The sequence below is a fragment of the Sphingomonas sp. UNC305MFCol5.2 genome (assembly GCF_000712135.1).
In the GTDB taxonomy this organism is placed as follows: Bacteria; Pseudomonadota; Alphaproteobacteria; order Sphingomonadales; family Sphingomonadaceae; genus Sphingomonas.
Genome location: NZ_JOOE01000002.1, coordinates 351244 through 369638, shown reverse-complemented (window position 1 = coordinate 369638; position 18395 = coordinate 351244). Strand labels below are relative to the sequence as shown.

Genomic DNA, 18395 nt, shown 5'->3' with positions numbered 1-18395 from the left:
TAACCGATAACTCGTTGGTTATGGGAAAACCATAGCCAGTGAGTTATTGATTGAAATGCAGAACGCCCATGACATGCTCTTCAGGACGCTCGCCGATCCGACCCGGCGGGCGATCTTCGAGCGTCTGTGCCGCGGCGGCGAACAGACCGTCGGCGCGCTGACCGCGCGCGCCGGAGTCTCGCAACCGGCGGTCTCCAAGCATCTCGGGGTGCTCAAGCAGGCCGGACTCGTGCTCGATCGCCACGAAGGCCGGCAGACCCATTATAGCGCGCAGCTCAAGGCGCTCGCCCCGTTGATCGACTGGACCAGCGAGATGACGGGCTTCTGGCAAAGCCGCTTCGACGATCTCGAGGAACTGCTCAAGAGGATGGACCAATGACCGATACTAGGACCGAAACGCGCTCCGTCGTCGTCGAGCGCGAGATCGCCCACCCGCCGGAAAAGATCTGGCGCGCGCTCACCCAGCCGCATCTGATCGAGGAATGGCTGATGAAGAACGATTTCGTCCCCACCGTCGATCACCGCTTCAATCTGAGCGCCGAATGGGGCGTGCTCGATTGCCAGGTGCTGGAGGTCGAGCCCAACAAGACTTTGGCGTACACTTGGAACGGTCTGGGCCTCGAAAGCACCGTCACCTGGACGCTTAGCGCGGTTGGCGCGGGAACTTTGCTGCGCATGGAGCAGGTCGGCTTCAAGCCCGACCAGCAGCTCGCTTACCACGGTGCCAAGGCCGGCTGGCCGCGCTTCTTCGGCAAGCTGGAAGAAGTGCTCGCGCGGCTCGACTGACCTTCGGACAAGGAGAAATCGACATGCCGAAAACCGAGACGCAAGACGCATCTCCTTCGCAGCTGATCGACAAGCGGATCGAGGAGCTGGGGGGCTGGCGCGGCGAGATGCTCGGCCGGCTTCGCAATTTGGTCAAGCAGGCCATTCCCGATGTGATCGAGGAATGGAAGTGGCGGGGCGTTCCGACCTGGTATTGCGACGGTATGATCTGCACCGGCGAGACCTACAAGGCCGTGGTCAAGATGACCTTCGCTAAGGGCGCCGCATTCGACGATCCGAAAGGGCTCTTCAACTCCAGCCTTGAGGGCAACGCCCGACGCGCGATCGACTTCCATGAGGGCGAGGAGATCGACGAGGAAGCGTTGAAGAACCTGCTTCGCGCCGCAGTGGCGCTGAACCGTTCCAAATAATCCGGCCAGTCGCCGAAAGGAGATCGCCATGAACCTGTGGATACGCCAGATTCACCGCTGGCTCTCGATGGCCTTCACGGCCGGTGTCCTCGTCTACGTCGTCGCGATGGGGCAGGGGCAGCCGCCGGCGTGGCTGGGGTTGTTCGCGCTGCTTCCGCTCATTCTGCTGCTGGTAACCGGCTTGTATCTGTTCATCCTGCCGCACGCCATTCGCTGGCGCGGCGGCGGGCGCACCAGCGCGGCGGAGTGACAGGATGGCCGGGAACAAGCAGGCTGCCGCCAGGCCGGTCTTTCTGGGGCCGGCAGGCGGCCGCGCTGCCCGGCTGGACCCCCTAATCGCTCACCGCGCCCTGTTCTTGCGCAGGATCGCGAAGAGGATCGTCAGGAAGGCGACGAGCCGGACCAGATAGACCCAGCTGCGTTGTTCGTCGGGGACCCCGCCGAGCGCGAGGATCGCCTGGCCGATGCCGAGCAGGAAAAAGGCCGCGGCGAAGGCGAGGAACAGCTCGTCATGCGTATCGCGCCAGAAGCGCAGGAAGAACAAGGCCGCCGCCGCGAAGCCGAGCGTGACCGCGCCGGAGAGGAAGGCGAGCAAGGTCACGCGTCTTCCTCCATGTCCCAGATGAAGCCGAACAGCAGCACCGCCACCGCCGCCAGCGCCAGCAGCAGCCGGAGGAGACTGAAGTCGATGTCATGGATCAGCAGCAGGTCGACGATCACGAACAAATTGTTCACCGCGAGCAGCGCGAAGCACGATGCGCTCCACAGCAGCAGCCGCATGCCGCTGCGGCGATAGCTGCGCGCGAGCAGCAGCGCGCAGGCAGTGCTCGTCGCGAAGCAGAGCAGATAGACGATAGATGGAAACCAGGAGGTCATCTCAATCCCTCCACAGCTTGAAGGCGTCCGCGAAGCTGCTGAGACCGGAGGCGGCGGGGGCGACGATCATCCGCCGCACCGCGTCCGGCCGGGTGGCGTAGAGCGATTCGGCAGCCCCCGCGAGCTTCTCCACTGCGTCCGAGGTCGGCTGATAGCGAACCAGCTGTCCGGGCTCGCTCACGACGAGCCCGGCGGCGAGCAGCGACTCGACGCTCTGCGATACGACCAGATCGCTCCCGCGCAGTGCGATGACCAACTCCCGCTGCGGCCAGGCCCGATCGCGATGCTTCTTCAGGAAGCACAACAATTCGAGCGCCCAGACCGAGCGAAAGGTCGAACGAATGAAGCTGGAAACCTCTTGTTTGGCCGGCATCCCGGGCGCCGTCTGCCATGTGCGTGTTTCCCCCGAGTGTCGGGGCCTTTCCTAATGCTTCGGAAAAATGCCGCAACCCGACGCAAATCCGTGCGCGCGTTCACTTTTCCTGAAGCACAGCTGTGCTATGCAGGTTCCTGGCCGGGGGGCCGTGGTGCATTTCGGGGTGGGGGGATTCATACCAGGAGTGCCAGGTGAACGCCGAACTTACCCGCGACACGCTCGATCGCCGTCAACTCGTCGCCGCGCTCCGTAGCTTCCGGCGGGGTGACTTCACCGTCCGCCTTCCGGACGATCTCCCGGGTACCGATGGCGAGATAGCCGCATTGTTCAACGAGGTCGTCGCCATCGAAGAGGCGATGACGATCGAATTCGAGCGCCTGTCGCGCGTCGTCGGCAAGGAAGGCAAGATCACCCAGCGCGGCCATGTCCGCGGCGCCACCGGCGGCTGGGAGGCCAAGCTCCGCTCGGTCAACGAACTGATCGAAGACATGGTCCAGCCGACTGCCGAAGTCGCGCGCGTCATCGGCGCGGTGGCGAAGGGCGACCTCTCGCAATCGATGACCGTCGAGATCGACGGCCGCCCTCTGCGCGGCGAATTCCTGCGCATCGGCAAGGTCGTGAACACGATGGTCGAGCAGCTCGCCTCGTTCGCGTCGGAAGTGACGCGCGTGGCGCGCGAAGTGGGCACCGAAGGCAAGCTCGGCGGACAGGCCAAGGTGAAGGGCGTCGCCGGCACCTGGAAGGACCTCACCGACAACGTCAATGCGATGGCGACCAATTTGACGGGTCAGGTGCGCAACATCGCCGAAGTGACCACGGCGGTGGCCTCGGGCGATCTTTCCAAGAAAATCACCGTCGAAGTGAAGGGCGAGATCCTCGAATTGAAGAACACCATCAACACGATGGTGGACCAGCTCAATTCGTTCGCGTCGGAAGTGACGCGCGTGGCGCGCGAGGTCGGCACCGAAGGAAAGCTCGGCGGACAGGCGCGCGTGGAAGGCGTCGCCGGCACGTGGAAGGATCTCACCGACAACGTCAACCTGATGGCCGACAACCTCACCGGCCAGGTGCGCAACATCGCCGAAGTGACCACGGCGGTGGCCTCGGGCGACTTGTCGAAGAAGATCACCGTCGACGTGAAGGGCGAGATCCTCGAGCTCAAGAACACCATCAACGTGATGGTGGACCAGCTCAACGGCTTCGCATCGGAAGTGACGCGCGTGGCGCGCGAAGTGGGCACCGAAGGAAAACTGGGCGGACAGGCACAGGTGCCAGGCGTCGCCGGCACGTGGAAGGATCTCACCGACAACGTCAATCTGATGGCCGACAACCTCACCGGTCAGGTGCGCAACATTGCTGAAGTGACCACCGCCGTGGCGTCGGGCGACCTTTCCAAGAAGATCACCGTCGACGTGAAGGGCGAGATCCTCGAGCTGAAGAACACCATCAACGTGATGGTGGACCAGCTCAACGGCTTCGCCTCGGAAGTGACCCGCGTGGCGCGCGAAGTGGGTACCGAGGGCAAATTGGGTGGCCAGGCGCAGGTGCCCGGCGTGGGCGGCACGTGGAAGGACCTTACCGACAACGTCAACCTGATGGCGGCGAACCTGACCGGCCAGGTGCGCAATATCGCCGACGTGACGACCGCGGTGGCAAAGGGCGACCTTTCGCGGAAGATCACCGTCGAGGTGCGCGGCGAGATCCTCGAGCTCAAGAACACCATCAACGTGATGGTCGATCAGCTCAACGGCTTCGCCTCGGAAGTGACGCGCGTGGCGCGCGAAGTGGGTTCGGAAGGCAAGCTCGGCGGGCAGGCGCAGGTCGAGGGCGTCGCTGGCACGTGGAAGGATCTCACCGACAATGTGAATCTGATGGCCGGCAATCTCACTGGCCAGGTGCGCAACATCGCCGAAGTGACCACCGCGGTGGCGAAGGGCGACCTTTCCAAGAAGATCACCGTCGACGTGAAGGGCGAAATCCTCGAGCTGAAGAACACCATCAACACGATGGTCGATCAGCTCAATTCCTTCGCCTCGGAAGTGACGCGCGTGGCGCGCGAGGTGGGTTCGGAAGGCAAGCTCGGCGGACAGGCCAAGGTCGAGGGCGTCGGCGGCACATGGAAGGACTTGACCGACAACGTCAACGACCTCGCCGCAAACCTCACCGGCCAGGTGCGCAACATCGCCGAGGTCACCACGGCGGTGGCGCTGGGCGACTTGTCCAAGAAGATCACCGTCGACGTGAAGGGCGAGATTCTGGAGCTGAAGAACACCATCAATACGATGGTGGACCAGCTCAACGGCTTCGCGTCGGAAGTGACGCGCGTGGCGCGCGAAGTGGGCACCGAGGGCAAATTGGGCGGTCAGGCGCAGGTGCGCGGCGTCGCCGGTACCTGGGCCGACTTGACCGATAATGTGAACCTGATGGCGGCGAACCTGACCGGTCAGGTTCGCAACATCGCCGACGTGACTACCGCCGTGGCGAAGGGCGATCTTTCCAAGAAGATCACCGTCGACGTGAAGGGCGAGATCCTCGAATTGAAGGACACCATCAACACGATGGTGGACCAGCTCAACGGCTTCGCCTCGGAAGTGACGCGTGTGGCGCGCGAGGTGGGTACCGAGGGCAAGCTTGGCGGCCAGGCGCAGGTGCCGGGCGTTGGCGGCACGTGGAAGGATCTGACCGACAACGTCAATCTGATGGCGACCAACCTCACCAATCAGGTGCGCGGCATCGCCGACGTGGTCACCGCGGTGGCGCAGGGGAACCTGAAACGGAAACTGACCGTGGACGCCAAGGGCGAGATCGCCGCGTTGGCCGAGACGATCAACTTCATGATCGACACGCTCTCGACCTTCGGCGATCAGGTGACCAACATGGCCCGCGAAGTGGGCATCGAGGGCCGGCTGGGCGGGCAGGCGCGCGTGCCGGGCGCCGCGGGCCTGTGGCGCGATCTCACCGACAACGTCAACCAGCTCGCGGCGAACCTGACCAATCAGGTGCGCTCGATCGCCGATGTGGCGACCGCAGTGACCAAGGGCGATCTCACCCGCTCGATCGCAGTGGAAGCGTCGGGCGAGATGGCCGCGCTCAAGGACAACATCAACGAGATGATCCGCAACCTCAAGGACCAGACCTTGAAGAATGCGGAGCAGGACTGGCTGAAGACCAACCTCGCGCGGTTCAGCCGCATGCTGCAGGGCGAGCGCGATCTCACTACCGTCTCGAACCTGATCATGTCCGAGCTCGCGCCGCTGGTGAACGCGCAATATGGCGTGTTCTACGTCACCACGCGAGACGGCGACGATACCGTGCTCGAGCTCGCGGCCAGCTACGGCGCCGAGAGCAAGGAACAGCTCAAGCCCAAATTCGCATTGCGCGAAGGTCTGGTGGGACAGGCGGCGGCCGACAAGCGCCCGATCCTGCTGGAACATGTCCCCGCGGACTTCCTGCGCATCGGATCGGGTCTGGGCGCGGCGGCACCGGCCAACGTCACCATCCTGCCGGCATTGTTCGAGGATGAAGTGAAGGCCGTGATCGAGCTGGCCTCGTTCGGCGACTTCAACGAGACTCACCAGAGCTTCCTCGACCAGCTGATGGAATCGGTCGGCATCGTGCTCAACACGATCGCCGCGACGATGCGTACCGAGGGCCTGCTCAAACAGTCGCAGCTGCTGACGCAGGAACTGCAGGCGCGCCAGACCGAACTGACCACCAAGCAGGAAGAGCTGCACAACACCAACGAGGAGCTGCAGGAAAAGGCGCAGCTGCTCGAGAACGAAAAGCGCCAGGTCGAGGCCAAGAATCTCGAGATCGAAATGGCCCGGCGCGCGCTGGAGGAGAAGGCCGAGCAGCTCGCGCTCACCTCCAAGTACAAGTCCGAATTCCTCGCCAACATGTCGCACGAGCTGCGCACGCCGCTCAATTCGCTGCTGATCCTCTCGAAGCTGCTGTCGGATAATCCGCAGGGCAACCTCAATGAGAAGCAAGTCGAATTCGCGCGGACGATCAACTCTGCCGGATCGGACCTGCTCAACCTGATCAACGACATTCTCGATCTTTCGAAGATCGAATCGGGCACGGTGTCGATCGAGGTCGGCGAGATGCCGATGCAGACGCTGCGCCAGCACATGGACCGTACCTTCCGCCAGCTCGCCGCGGACAAGAGCCTTGCCTTCAATGTCGAGTTCGACGCCGAGCTGCCCGCGACGATACGCACCGACGAGAAGCGCCTCCAGCAGGTCGTGCTCAACCTGCTTTCGAACGCCTTCAAGTTCACTGCGCACGGCAGCGTCACACTCGCGGTACGGTCGGCGACCAAGGGGTGGAGCACCAACCACCCTGTGCTGCGCAGTGTCGATACCGCGATCGAGATCGCCGTCACCGATACCGGAATCGGCATTCCGGAGGACAAGCAGAAACTGATCTTCGAGGCGTTCCAGCAGGCCGACGGTACCACCAGCCGCAAATATGGCGGCACCGGCCTCGGCCTCTCGATCAGCCGCGAGATCGCACGGCTGCTGGGCGGCGAGCTGCAGGTTCGCTCGACTCCCGGCGAAGGCTCGACCTTCACCTTGTTCGTGCCGCTGCAGGCGATCGCTCCGGCGACTACCGGACAACCCGGCACCACGGCGCGTTACGACAATAGCGGCGCGATGGTGCCCACCGCACTGCCGGGCTCGTTCGATCTCAGCGACGATCGCGACAGCCTGAGCGGCGATCCGTTCGTGCTGATCGTCGAGGACGATCCCACCTTCGCCTCGATCCTGCTCGACATCGCGCGTGGCGCGGGGCTCAAGGGCGTGATCTCAAGCGCGGGTGCGGGGACGCTGACGATGGTGCGGAAGCTCCAGCCGCACGCGATCACTCTCGATCTGGGCCTGTCTGACATCGATGGCTTCGTGCTGCTCGACTTGCTCAAGCACGATCCGCAGACGCGGCATGTGCCGATCCATGTTATTTCGGGAGCGGACAAGGTCGCCAAGGCGATTGATCTCGGCGCGTTCGGAGTCACCGAGAAACCCGCTGAGAAGGAGGCTTTGGTCGCGGTGTTCCGCGATCTCGCCGAGCGCATCGAGAAACAGCCACCGGTGGTCGAGCTCGTGCCCGAGCATACCGAGCAGGTCGTGCAGGCCAGCCGTGGGGTACCCGAGCTCGCCGACGCCAAGATCCTCATCGTCGACGACGACATCCGCAACATCTACTCGCTGACCAGCGTGCTCGAGAGCTATGGCGTCGAGGTGCTCCACGCCGAGGGCGGCAGAGAGGGCATCGTCATCCTCGAGCAGACTCCCGGCATCGACATCGCGTTGATCGACATCATGATGCCCGAGATGGACGGCTATGAGACGATGCAGCAGATCCGCCAGCGCGCCGAGCTGGCCGATCTTCCGCTCATCGCCGTGACGGCCAAGGCGATGAAGGGCGATCGCCAGAAATGCCTCGATGCGGGCGCTTCGGACTATATCGCCAAGCCGGTCGACATCGATTTGCTGCTGGCGCTGCTGCGCGTCTGGATCGGCCGATCGCGTGAGGCGTCGCATTCGGGCGACGTGATCGTGGCAGAGCCGAGCTGAGGTGCGGATGCGCTCCCGGATCCCGCCGACCCGAACCGCGACGATCGCCGAGGCCCCGCTTGTGACAGACCCCGAAGCCATCGAAGATCGCGCCCGGGTGCTCGTCGTCGATGACGACGAGCGCAATTTGCTCGCGATCCGGACGGTGCTCGAAGACGTGGCTGACGTCGTCGTCGCCAATTCGGGGGAAGAGGCGCTGCGCCAACTGCTCAAGGGCGAGTTCGCAGTGATCCTGCTCGACGTCTACATGCCCGGCATCGACGGGTACGAGACCGCGCAGATCATCCGATCGCGCGAGCAGACCAAGCGCGTGCCGATCGTCTTCCTTTCCGCGGTGAACAAGGAGAGCCAGCATTTGCTGCGCGGATATTCGATGGGCGCGGTGGACTATGTGTTCAAGCCGGTCGATGCGGTGGTGTTGCAGTCGAAGGTCGCGGTGTTCGTCGATCTCTTCACGATGACCAAGGAGATCCAGCGCAAGGCCCGGCAGGAGCAGGCGCTGCTCGACGCAAATCTGCGCGCCAATGCCGAGCGGCTGCGGATCGAACAGGAACTCCGCCTCGCCGAGCAGCGCCAGGCGGCGATCATCCAGTCATTGCCGATCATCCTCTATCTCGAGGAAGTCGACGCCGAGCCGCGTATTCCCAAGTTCGTCAGCGGCAACTTCCAGGCGCTTACCGGCTATGTCTTCGAAGAGATCCAGCGGACCCCGACTCTGTGGGTGGACCGTCTCCACCCGGAAGATCGAGAGCGCGTGGTCGAGGCGATGGCGGGGCGCAGTTCGGGACAGTCGCTGTCGGTCGAGTATCGCTGGCAATGCGCCGATGGCCAGTACAAGCATTTCCTCGATCAGGCGGCGCTGCTGCGTGATGCCTTCGGCAACCCCGTCGAGTTCGCCGGCACCTTGCTCGACGTCACCGACCGCAAAGAACTGGAGAGCCAGCTCACCCAGGCGCGGAAAATGGATGCGATCGGGCAATTGACCGGCGGCATCGCGCACGACTTCAACAATCTGCTCGCCGCGGTGCTCGGCGGGCTGGGCATGATCGAGCGGCGGGTGGAGCTGGATGGGGAGCAGGGGAAGATTGTCGCAATGACTCGCCATGCCGCTGAGCAGGGCGCCGAGCTGGTCAAGCATTTGCTCGCATTCGCGCGCCGCCAGAAGCTCGAACCCGCGTCGGTGCGGATCCCCCGCCTCGCGCAATCAGTCAGCAATCTCCTAGCGCACACACTAGGCGGCCTCGTCGAGCTCGAGTGGAAGCTCTCGGACCCATTGTCGCCGGTCTATGCCGACGCCGCCCAGCTGGAGCTCGCCTTGATGAACCTGATCATCAATGCGCGCGACGCGATGCCCGAGGGCGGCGTGGTCACCGTGGCCGCCGAAGATCGCGAGATCGTCGAGCAGGTCGGCCGCACCGGCCTGAAGCCGGGCCATTATGTCGTGATCGGCGTGGGCGACACGGGCTGCGGCATCGCGCCCGAGATGATCGAACAGGTGCTCGAGCCTTTCTTCACCACCAAGCCGGTGGGCAAGGGCACCGGCCTGGGTCTCAGCATGGTCTATGGCTTCGCCCAGCAATCGGGCGGCGAGGTCCGGGTCGACAGCGCGCTCGGCCAGGGCACCTGCGTCGAGATATGGCTTCCGCGGGCGCCTGAGACCGAAACGGAGGTCGAAGCGGACACCACGAAGGAGGAGGTGCTCAACGGCGTCACACCCGCGATGCGGATCCTGCTGGTCGACGATCATGACGGCGTCCGCACGACTACCGCCGCGCTGCTCGAGGATCTTGGTCACAGCGTGATGCACCTCACCGAGGGCGCACAGGCGCTCGAGCTGTTCCGCAACGATCCGGCGGCGTTCGACCTGTTGATCACCGATTATGCGATGCCGCGCATGTCGGGCGCCGAACTGGTGCGGCAGGTGCGCAACACCCGAGCGGACCTGCCGGCGCTGATCATCACCGGCTATGCCGAACCCGACATGCGCGCCGCCGAACATGAGGACGTGCGCGTTCTCGACAAGCCGTTCACGCCCGAACAGCTCAAGGCGGCACTGCGCGACCACCGCTGATGCCCCGGCCCCTCTCGGACAGAAGCCTCAGTTTGCGGCTGCGGGGACTCGTCCGGCCGCGACGCCTGTATGCGCCCCGCCGATCCACGTGCCGGTGACTTCGAACGAATCGTCCAGCGCCACCAGATCGGCGCGATAGCCGGGCGCGACCGTGCCGAGGCTGTCGGCCAGACCGAGGAGCGCCGCAGGCGCGCGCGCGGCCATGCAGGCAGCTGCCTCGATGGAGGCCCCGAGCATCTTCACGGCGTTGGCGAGCGCCGAGGCCATGTCGAGATGCGAGCCCGCGATGGTACCCTCCATGTCCCGGCAGATCCCGTCGACGACTCGGATCCGGCGTCCCTGAAGCATGAATTCGTCCGAATCGCTTCCTACCGACGGCATCGCATCGGTGACCAGCATGAGCTGCTCCGGCGGCTTGCAGCGCAATGCGATCTTGAGCGTCGTCGGGCTGACATGATGCCCGTCGACGATGATCCCGCAGATCAGCTCTGGCCGCTCGAGCGAAGCACCGGTCAGCCCGGGCGCGCGCGAGGCGAGCGGCGACATCGCGTTGAACAAATGCGTGATGCCGGTCGCGCCGGCTTCGACCGCGGCGATCGATTGCTCATAGGTGGCATTGCTGTGTCCGGCCGCCACGATCACTCCGGCGCTCGTCAGGCGACGGATCGTCGCGGGCGTGGTCCGTTCGGGCGCGAGTGTCACCAGCGTGCGGCCGCGCTTGAGCGAGGTCAGCACCGCAACGCCTTCTTCGTCGAGTGCCCGGATCTTGTCGGAGCGATGGATGCCTCGGCGTTCGACGTTCAGGAACGGCCCCTCGATATGGATGCCGAGCACGCCGGGCACCCCTTGCGCGATCGCAGCATCGACCGCGACGACCGCGCGGCGGATCACGTCGAGATCGTCGCTGATCAGCGTCGGCAGGAAGCCGGTGGTGCCGAAGCGGCGATGTGCCGCACCGATCGCGGCGATCCCCTCGACCGTCGGTGATTCGTTGAACAGCACGCCGCCGCCGCCATTCACCTGGGTGTCGATGAACCCGGGGAGCAGCATCGCGCCCTGAAGATCATGCCGCGCCGCGTCGGCGGGGACTTCGCGCGCGGGTACGATCGCGGCGATACGATCGCCATCCAGAAGCACGGCTTCGCCGTCGCGAAAGGCATCCGCGCGAAGCACGCGACCATTGACCAGAGCAGTGACCATCAGACGGTTTCGGTAACCTTGGCGAGCAGGGGAGGGCGATCGGGGTCCAGCCCGCGACGCAGCGATAGCGCGTTTACCGCGCGGTAAAAGGCCTGGATCTGCAGCATCGGCTCGATCGCGGGATGCGCCGCCGGATGCGGCAGCTGGACCGCGCCAGGCACGTCGCCGCCGCTCACCAGCACGTCGCCGCCGCGCGCAAGCACATCGGCGACGAGTTCGTCGACGCCGTCGGCAGTCTCGTCACCCTGGCGGAAAACGAGCAAAGGAAAGTCGGGGCCGACCAGCGCCATCGGGCCGTGGCGGACCTCGGCGGCGCTGAACGCCTCGGCATGGAGCCCGCAGGTCTCCTTGAACTTGAGCGCAGCCTCCTGCGCGATGCCGAAGCCGAGTCCGCGGCCGATGACGTACAGGCCCTGCGCGCGCTCCAGCCGATCGACCATCGGCGACCAATCGGACACCCAGGCCTGTTCGAGCAGCGCAGGGGCGCCGAACAAAGCTTCGAGCAATTCGCCGTCGCCGGCCCATTCGCCGACGAGGTGGAGCAAGCCGGCGAGGCTGGCGATGTACGATTTGGTCGCGGCGACACTGAGTTCCGCGCCGGCATGAAGCGGCAGGAAGGTATCGACATCGTCCGCCAGCGGCGAATCGGCGGTGTTGACCAATGCGACCGTGCGCGCGCCGCCTTGCTTCGCCGCCCGCATCGCCGAGAGGATGTCGGGGCTCTTGCCCGATTGCGAAATGCCGATCGCCAGCATGTCGGTCAGATTCGCCGAGGCGCCGTAAACCGACGAGATCGATGGCGCGGCGGAAGTGGTCAGCACGCCCAGCCGCGTCTCGATCAGATATTTGCCGAATGTCGCGGCATGGTCCGAACTGCCGCGGGCGCAGGTGAGCACGCCGCGCGGGGCATGGGCACGCAGGTCGGCGGCGAGCGCAGTCACTGCGGTCTGATTGGCGCCGAGCTGGCGGCGCACCACCACCGCAGCCTCGCCGGCCTCATGGAACATCTTGGTCGTCTCGGGACTCGTCACTGCATCAACCCCGCGTGTCGAGTTCAGCGACGAAATCATAGGCATCGCCGCGATACCAGCTCCGCGTCGCCTCGATGACTCGACCATCGGCGAGGAAACCCCGGCGCTCGATATAAAGTCCCGGAGCGCCTGCTTCGATCCCGAGCAATTTGGCCTGCCCGGCGTTGAACAACACTGCACGGAGCCGCTGGAGCGCGCGGACCGGGCGGTTGCGCGTGACTTCGAGCGCGGCATAGAGCGACGCGCCGACGACTTCCTCGCTGTCGAGGCCAAAGCCGGGGATCGTCGAATATTCCAGTGCCATCGGCGTATCGTCGGCGAAACGGATACGGTTGAAGCGATAGACGGGCGTGCCCGGGCTCAGTCCCAGGGTCAGCGCCTCGTCCGGAGTCACCGCGCCCGACGATCGGCCGAGCCATTCGCTGCGCACCGTACGCCCGCGCGCCGCCATGTCTTCGGAGAAGGACGAGAGCTTGGCGAACTGCTTCTCGACGCGGCCGGCAACGAAGGTGCCCGCGCCCTGGCGGCGGATCAGCAGGCCCTCGTTGACCAGAGTATCGAGCGCCTTGCGCAGCGTGATCCGCGATACCGAGAGATCGGCGGCGAGATCGCGTTCTGCCGGCAGCGCCTCATTGGGCTTGAGCACCTGATCGCGGAGCGCATCGCGCAGGGCATCTTCCAGCCGCCGGTAAAGCGGGCCGCCACCGGTTCCATCGAGGGGTCGTATCTTTTCGGCCAGAAGCGGCATGTGGGCCCCACCATTGAGCGTGCGTGCGTTGGAAGCAACACTAATACCAATATCATACCACATGCTAGTCATAAAATGCATCTCCCCAGCACACCTGCTCGTCATATTTGTGAAAGATTCCCTCTTGACGACCGTAGTGGTCTGACGGATGGTCTGCTCATTGGTATGCAAATGGTATAAAAAAGACATGCCATAAAAAACAACCTTAAGGGGAAGAGAGATGGGGATTCGGACTTTTCTCGTCGGCACCGCCAGTGCGATCGCGCTGCTTTCAGGCGCCGCATACGCACAGACAGCAGAGGAAACGCCGGCGTCAGCCGACGTGCAGGATGGCGGAGAAATCGTCGTCACCGGCTATCGCGCCTCGTTGGCGCAATCGATCGAGACCAAGCGCAATGCCAATTCGATCGTCGACTCGATCTCGGCCGAGGATGTCGGCAAATTTCCCAATACCAATGTCGCCGAAGCGCTGACATTGGTTCCCGGCGTCACTGTCGACCGTCAGTTCGGCCAGGGCGAGAAGGTTTCCATCCTCGGCACCGATCCGGCGCTCAATCGGACGCTCCTCAACGGCCAGACGGTCGCATCGGCCGACTGGTTCATCCTCGATTCGCCGGGCCGCACGTTCAACTACGCGTTGCTCGCGCCGCAGCTGGTCAGCCGCGTCGACGTATACAAGTCGGCCGAGTCCCGTATCGACGAAGGCTCGATCGGCGGCACGGTCAACGTCGTCACGCGCAAGCCGCTCGACCTCAAGCCGCTCACGGTCGCCGGCACGCTCGGCTATCTTTACAATGATCGCTCGGAAAAGGGCGACCTGCAGGGTTCGGCGTTGGTCAGCTGGCACAATGAATCCGGCACGCTCGGCTTCCTCGCGTCGTTCCAGCGCGCCAAGGATCAGCTCCGCCGCGAGGGTCTGGAAGCCTATGGCACGATCACCGCGGACTTCTGGAACGGCCGCAACGATGCCGGTGCCAGCTCGATCACCACGGGCAATTGCACCGGCACCTGCGCGACCACGCTCGCAGCCAATCCCAAGGCGGTAGCCCCCAACGCATTCGGCACGTCCTATTTCGAGCAAGGCCGCGAGCGCCTGACCTATTCGGCGGCGGCGCAGTGGCGGCCGGTGCCGGAGCTGACGATTGGTGTCGACTATCTTCGTATCGACGCGACCTACGACAATCTCAATCAGTCGATGTACACGTTCGGGGGCAACACCTGGAACAGCGCCGGCGCGCTCAATTCGCTCCAGGTGCAGGACGGAATCGTCACCAAGGCGTCGTTCACCAACGCGCTTTCGGTGCTCGACGCGCAATATCGCACCGCCGAGATGCATTCCGAGACCTGGCACGGCCAGATCGGCTGGAACAGCGATAAGCTGGCGGTCAATGTCGAGGGCGGCATGTCCGATGCCGATGGCGGCACCAAAAAGCAGGTGTTCCTCGAATTCCTCAACTGGGCCAACTACACCGTCGACATCAGCGGCGCGCCCAAGAGCCCCGGGTCGATCAGCTACTCGACCGACGTGCTCGGCAATCCCGCGGCATTCCGGACCGATCCCGGCTGGAGCGGCAACCTTGTCGAGAAGCCGACCAGCGACAAGGAGCGCTATGGCCAGGCCGATTTGACCTTCAAGTTCGACGGTTCGCTGAAGAGCCTGCAGCTGGGCTACAAATATCGTCGGCATGAGACCGGCCAGCGCTATGCGGGCGTCACGGTCGCGGGGGTCAACGTGCCCGCCTCGCAGTTCAATACGAGCCAGGTCAGCGACAACTATCTGCGCGGCTTCAACGGTGTAAACGACCAGATGACCGGCCGTTTCAAGATCGACGGCAATTCGATGGTCGACTATGTCGAGGGCGGCAGCTGGGTGCCGGGGGGCGGGGCGGTCCCGACGCCGTCGCAATTCGCCGCCGTCGAATTCGCTGCCGGCAACTGGGATGTGACCGAAGACATCCACGCCGCCTACGCGCAGATCAATTTCGAGCAGGGCGCGCTGCGCGGCAATATCGGCGCGCGCTACGTGAATACCTCGAGCGAGAGCGCCGGCTTCGTCTGCACCACGGGAAATTGCGCCGCGGCGACGGACTGGGTTTGGCAGGCCACCCACAAGACCTATGAAAACGTCCTGCCGTCGATCAACATCGCGATCGACCTCAAGCGCGATCTGATCTTCCGCGCGGCGGCGACACAGGTGATCGCACGCCCCAATTATTCGGATATGACCAACTCGTTCTGGCTAGCGGATTCGATCCACACCGGCGGCGGCGGCAATCCCGATCTCGAGCCGTACGAATCGGACAATTTCAACGCGTCGCTTGAATGGTATCTCGCGCCGCGCGCAATCCTTTCCGCGGAGGTCTTCTACAAGAATATCTCTAACTACATCCTGACCCGGACGGTGAGCGAGCCGCATTTCGACACGTCTCACGGCGTGATCGCCAACTATGATGTCAGCCGGCCGTTCAACGCGGGTTCGGCGCAGGTGAAGGGCTTCGCGATCGCTTATCAGCAGAACCTGCCCTACGGTTTCGGTCTGCTCGCCAACTACACCTACTCCGACGGCGAGGCGAAGAACGGCGCGGACCTGCCGTTTAACTCGCGGCACCAGGCGAGCTTCAGCCCGTTCTTCGAGAGTGGACCGGTGTCGATCCGCGGGACATACACGTGGCGGTCGAAATACTTCACCGGGATCGACCGCGGCGACCAGATGTTCGTCCGCGACACGGCGAATGTCGATGTTTCCGCGACCTACAACGTCACCGAGAATATCGGTCTGACGATCTCGGGCATGAACCTGACCGACAGCGAATATTATGCCTATGCCAACACGCAACGCCTGCCGCGCGGCGTGTATCGCACCGGGCGCAGGGCACTCGCTTCCGTCAACGTCAACTTCTGAGATGACGGCACATGCATGACAGGGCGGCGGAGATTCGAGAGATCGTCTCTCCGTCGCCCATTTTTTCGCCTCGTCGAAATGGCGGGCAGCCGATTGAGCGGGGCGCGAAACCGCCTAAGCTCGTCGCGCATCATCGTCGGGAGCCGTGCTTGATTTCCTTTGCTCGATCGTTGGTGGCGTTCGGCGCCGTGCTGGCCGGGACGCCTGCGCTGGCACAGGTGCCGAAGCTGCTACCCGTGCCAGTGGAGCTGCATGCCGGGCAAGGCAGTTTCGCAATCAATGGAAAGACGATGCTGGTGGTGCCGGCGGGGGATGCCGGTGCGCGCATCGCCGCCGAACGGCTCGCCGCGCTGGCTGGTGAATCGCGCGGACTCGCGCTTCCCATCGGATCGCGCGGTTCGGCGCCTTCGATCCGCTTCGTCCGCGCCGCCACCGGCAAGGCGGAAAGCTATCGCCTCGATGTTACGCCGCGCGGCGCGGTCATCACCGCCGGCGACGATGCCGGGCTGCTCTACGGCGCGGTCACCTTGTGGCAGGCGATGACGCAGGTGCCGGGGAGGGGCGCAGTCGAGGTTCCAGCGTTCGGAGCTGTGGACGCCCCGCGGTTCGGCTGGCGCGGGCTGATGCTCGACAGCGCGCGGCATTTCCAGTCGCCCGCTTATGTGCGGAAGCTGATCGACTGGATGGCGGTCAACAAGCTCAACACGCTGCATTGGCATCTGGTCGACGATCAGGGCTGGCGCGTGGAGATCAGGAAGTTTCCGAAGCTTACGCAAATCGCAGGCTGGCGGCGTCCGGCGACTGCTCCGGGCGCGCCCCAATTGCCGCGGGTCGGGGGCTATTATTCGCAGGACGAGATCCGCAGCATCGTCGCTTATGCTGCGCAGCGAAACATCACGATCATCCCCGAGATCGAGATGCCCGGCCATGCGCTATCGGCGATCCGCGCCTATCCCGAACTCGGCACGGGCGTGCCGATCCCGCCGGGCACCGAGAGCGACTGGGGTGTCTTCCCCTGGCTCTACAATATCGACGACAAGACATTCAGATTCCTTGAAGATGTGATCGACGAGGTTATCGCTTTGTTCCCCTCCAAATACATTCATGTCGGCGGCGACGAGGCGGTGAAGGACCAGTGGAAGGGCTCGGCCGCAATCCAGGCGCGGATGAAAGCGCTCGGCATCAAGGACGAGACCGCGCTGCAGGCCTGGTTCATGCACCGGATCGGCGCGCATCTGACGAAGCGCGGGCGCAAGCTGATCGGCTGGGACGAGATTCTCGAAGGCGGCGAAGTCCCGCCCGACGCGACGATCACATCGTGGCGCGGCATCGAAGGCGCGATCACCGCCGCCAAGGCAGGCCATGATGCAGTGCTCAGTCCCTCGCCGACGCTCTATTTCGATCACCGCCAAGGTGCCGGCGACAGCGAGCCGCCGGGCCGCCTCGGCGTGATGGACCTGAAGACGATCTACGACTTCGATCCGGTGCCGGCGGAAATCCCGACGGCGCAGCAGCATCACGTCCTCGGCCTGCAGGCCAATCTGTGGACCGAGCATGTCCGGACCGAGGAACGCGCGGCATGGATGACCTTCCCGCGGGCCTCGGCAGTCGCCGAGATCGGCTGGTCGACGAAGGGCGCGAGCGATTTTAACGGCTTCGTCGATCGCGTGATCCCGCAGATGGCACGGATGCACGATCTCGGGTTGAACGCAGCTACCAGCGCGTTCGAGGTCAAACCCGATGTCGATTACACGCCGGGCAGCGACAGCGTCACCGTCTCGCTCGCCAATCAGGCGGGGCTGAAGATGCGCTATACCGTCGACGGAAGCGCGGTCGGTGCGAAATCGCCAGTCTATGCCGGCCCGTTCGCGGCGAAGCTCCCCTTCGAGCTGAAAGCGGAGGCCATGCATGACGGCCGCGGGCTTCCCGGCGCGATCGCACAGAAACTCACGCAGCAGAGTGTTCGCCGGCGCAGCGACGAAGCACTCAAGACCTGCACCAACCGAGTCGTGCTCGCGCTAGAGGACGATTATCCGGCCACCGGCAAACGCGCGGTCTTCGTCTCCGACATCTTCAATCCGTGCTGGCTGTGGGAGAAGGCGCCGGTGCGCGATGCGAAGGGGATCGCAATCACCGTCGGGCAGATCCCGTTCAACTTTCAGGTCGGCAAGGATCGCGACGGCATCAAGTTCGCGGCTCCGACGACGCCCGAAGGCGAGTTCGTGGTGTATGCGGACAAGTGCGAGGGTCCCCGCCTCGCCGTGCTTCCGCTCGCGCCGGCGGCCGGCAATCCGGGGCTGACCCGGCTGGTCGCGCCCCTCGCGCCGCGCGCCGGGAGCGAAACCTTGTGCATCACCTACACCGCCAAGGGCGTTGATCCGATCTGGGCGATCGATGCCGTCGAGCTGATTCCGTGAGT

General features: G+C 64.3%; 14 protein-coding genes. 8 read left to right on the top strand and 6 right to left on the bottom strand.

All coding sequences use genetic code 11. The features are described 5' to 3' along the window. Nucleotides 1–55: 55 nt before the first annotated feature. The 4 genes from BR78_RS0108915 to BR78_RS0108900 are packed head-to-tail and all read left to right on the top strand — an operon-like array spanning nucleotide 56 to nucleotide 1446. On the top strand, nucleotides 56–379 hold the full coding sequence (locus BR78_RS0108915; RefSeq protein ID WP_025560328.1) for an ArsR/SmtB family transcription factor: 324 nt from the start codon (nucleotides 56–58) through the stop codon (nucleotides 377–379). Next, the gene (locus tag BR78_RS0108910) at nucleotides 376–786 is read left to right on the top strand and encodes an SRPBCC family protein (protein WP_025560329.1); all 411 of its coding nucleotides are present in this window, start codon (nucleotides 376–378) and stop codon (nucleotides 784–786) included. Before BR78_RS0108915 ends, BR78_RS0108910 begins: the two co-directional genes overlap by 4 nt. Before the next feature lie 23 nt (nucleotides 787–809). Then, nucleotides 810–1196, top strand: coding sequence for a DUF1801 domain-containing protein (locus tag BR78_RS0108905; protein ID WP_025560331.1), 387 nt, complete (start codon nucleotides 810–812; stop codon nucleotides 1194–1196). Between the two features lie 28 nt (nucleotides 1197–1224). Continuing rightward, a complete protein-coding gene (locus BR78_RS0108900; RefSeq protein WP_029725200.1) occupies nucleotides 1225–1446 on the top strand; it encodes a hypothetical protein in 222 nt (73 codons plus the stop codon). 90 nt (nucleotides 1447–1536) lie between these two features. Here the strand turns inward: BR78_RS0108900 and BR78_RS0108895 are convergent, their stop codons facing one another. The 3 genes from BR78_RS0108895 to BR78_RS0108885 are packed head-to-tail and all read right to left on the bottom strand — an operon-like array spanning nucleotide 1537 to nucleotide 2445. Continuing rightward, nucleotides 1537–1797, bottom strand: coding sequence for a DUF5985 family protein (locus tag BR78_RS0108895; protein WP_025560333.1), 261 nt, complete (start codon nucleotides 1795–1797; stop codon nucleotides 1537–1539). After that, a complete protein-coding gene (locus tag BR78_RS0108890; protein WP_025560334.1) occupies nucleotides 1794–2072 on the bottom strand; it encodes a DUF5985 family protein in 279 nt (92 codons plus the stop codon). The genes BR78_RS0108895 and BR78_RS0108890 overlap by 4 nt, the downstream gene beginning before the upstream one ends. A gap of 1 nt (nucleotide 2073) precedes the next feature. Next, nucleotides 2074–2445 carry a hypothetical protein gene (locus BR78_RS0108885; protein ID WP_025560335.1) on the bottom strand — a complete coding sequence of 124 codons (372 nt, stop codon included), beginning with the start codon at nucleotides 2443–2445 and terminating at the stop codon, nucleotides 2074–2076. Between the two features lie 194 nt (nucleotides 2446–2639). Between BR78_RS0108885 and BR78_RS0108880 the strand changes: the two genes are divergently transcribed. Then, nucleotides 2640–8024, top strand: a complete 5385-nt coding sequence (locus tag BR78_RS0108880) for a HAMP domain-containing protein (protein ID WP_025560336.1) — start codon at nucleotides 2640–2642, stop codon at nucleotides 8022–8024. Between the two features lie 7 nt (nucleotides 8025–8031). After that, nucleotides 8032–10095, top strand: a complete 2064-nt coding sequence (locus tag BR78_RS0108875; RefSeq protein WP_025560337.1) for a response regulator — start codon at nucleotides 8032–8034, stop codon at nucleotides 10093–10095. A gap of 27 nt (nucleotides 10096–10122) precedes the next feature. On the opposite strand, the gene nagA is transcribed toward BR78_RS0108875, so the two are convergent. The 3 genes from nagA to BR78_RS0108860 are packed head-to-tail and all read right to left on the bottom strand — an operon-like array spanning nucleotide 10123 to nucleotide 13074. After that, on the bottom strand, nucleotides 10123–11295 hold the full coding sequence (gene nagA, locus BR78_RS0108870) for an N-acetylglucosamine-6-phosphate deacetylase (RefSeq protein WP_025560338.1): 1173 nt from the start codon (nucleotides 11293–11295) through the stop codon (nucleotides 10123–10125). Then, nucleotides 11295–12365: an SIS domain-containing protein gene (locus BR78_RS0108865; RefSeq protein WP_197021335.1), complete on the bottom strand. Its 1071-nt coding sequence runs from the start codon at nucleotides 12363–12365 to the stop codon at nucleotides 11295–11297. The genes nagA and BR78_RS0108865 overlap by 1 nt, the downstream gene beginning before the upstream one ends. After that, entirely contained in the window at nucleotides 12331–13074 is a 744-nt protein-coding gene (locus BR78_RS0108860) for a GntR family transcriptional regulator (protein WP_025560340.1), read from the bottom strand. The genes BR78_RS0108865 and BR78_RS0108860 overlap by 35 nt, the downstream gene beginning before the upstream one ends. A 220-nt stretch (nucleotides 13075–13294) precedes the next feature. Between BR78_RS0108860 and BR78_RS0108855 the strand changes: the two genes are divergently transcribed. Both BR78_RS0108855 and BR78_RS0108850 read left to right on the top strand, forming a co-directional pair. Continuing rightward, nucleotides 13295–15976, top strand: a complete 2682-nt coding sequence (locus BR78_RS0108855) for a TonB-dependent receptor (RefSeq protein WP_025560341.1) — start codon at nucleotides 13295–13297, stop codon at nucleotides 15974–15976. A gap of 149 nt (nucleotides 15977–16125) precedes the next feature. Then, on the top strand, nucleotides 16126–18393 hold the full coding sequence (locus BR78_RS0108850) for a beta-N-acetylhexosaminidase (RefSeq protein ID WP_051683268.1): 2268 nt from the start codon (nucleotides 16126–16128) through the stop codon (nucleotides 18391–18393). The last annotated feature ends 2 nt before the right edge of the window (nucleotides 18394–18395 follow it).

Bases quoted from the DNA above. Each gene is read 5' to 3' on its own strand.
- BR78_RS0108860 (WP_025560340.1), bottom strand. From the start codon at position 13,074: ATGCCGCTTCTGGCCGAAAAGATACGACCCCTCGATGGAACCGGTGGC.
- BR78_RS0108855 (WP_025560341.1), top strand. From the start codon at position 13,295: ATGGGGATTCGGACTTTTCTCGTCGGCACCGCCAGTGCGATCGCGCTG.
- nagA (WP_025560338.1), bottom strand. From the start codon at position 11,295: ATGGTCACTGCTCTGGTCAATGGTCGCGTGCTTCGCGCGGATGCCTTT.
- BR78_RS0108910 (WP_025560329.1), top strand. From the start codon at position 376: ATGACCGATACTAGGACCGAAACGCGCTCCGTCGTCGTCGAGCGCGAG.
- BR78_RS0108885 (WP_025560335.1), bottom strand. From the start codon at position 2,445: ATGCCGGCCAAACAAGAGGTTTCCAGCTTCATTCGTTCGACCTTTCGC.
- BR78_RS0108905 (WP_025560331.1), top strand. From the start codon at position 810: ATGCCGAAAACCGAGACGCAAGACGCATCTCCTTCGCAGCTGATCGAC.
- BR78_RS0108865 (WP_197021335.1), bottom strand. From the start codon at position 12,365: ATGATTTCGTCGCTGAACTCGACACGCGGGGTTGATGCAGTGACGAGT.
- BR78_RS0108875 (WP_025560337.1), top strand. From the start codon at position 8,032: ATGCGCTCCCGGATCCCGCCGACCCGAACCGCGACGATCGCCGAGGCC.
- BR78_RS0108890 (WP_025560334.1), bottom strand. From the start codon at position 2,072: ATGACCTCCTGGTTTCCATCTATCGTCTATCTGCTCTGCTTCGCGACG.
- BR78_RS0108900 (WP_029725200.1), top strand. From the start codon at position 1,225: ATGAACCTGTGGATACGCCAGATTCACCGCTGGCTCTCGATGGCCTTC.
- BR78_RS0108915 (WP_025560328.1), top strand. From the start codon at position 56: ATGCAGAACGCCCATGACATGCTCTTCAGGACGCTCGCCGATCCGACC.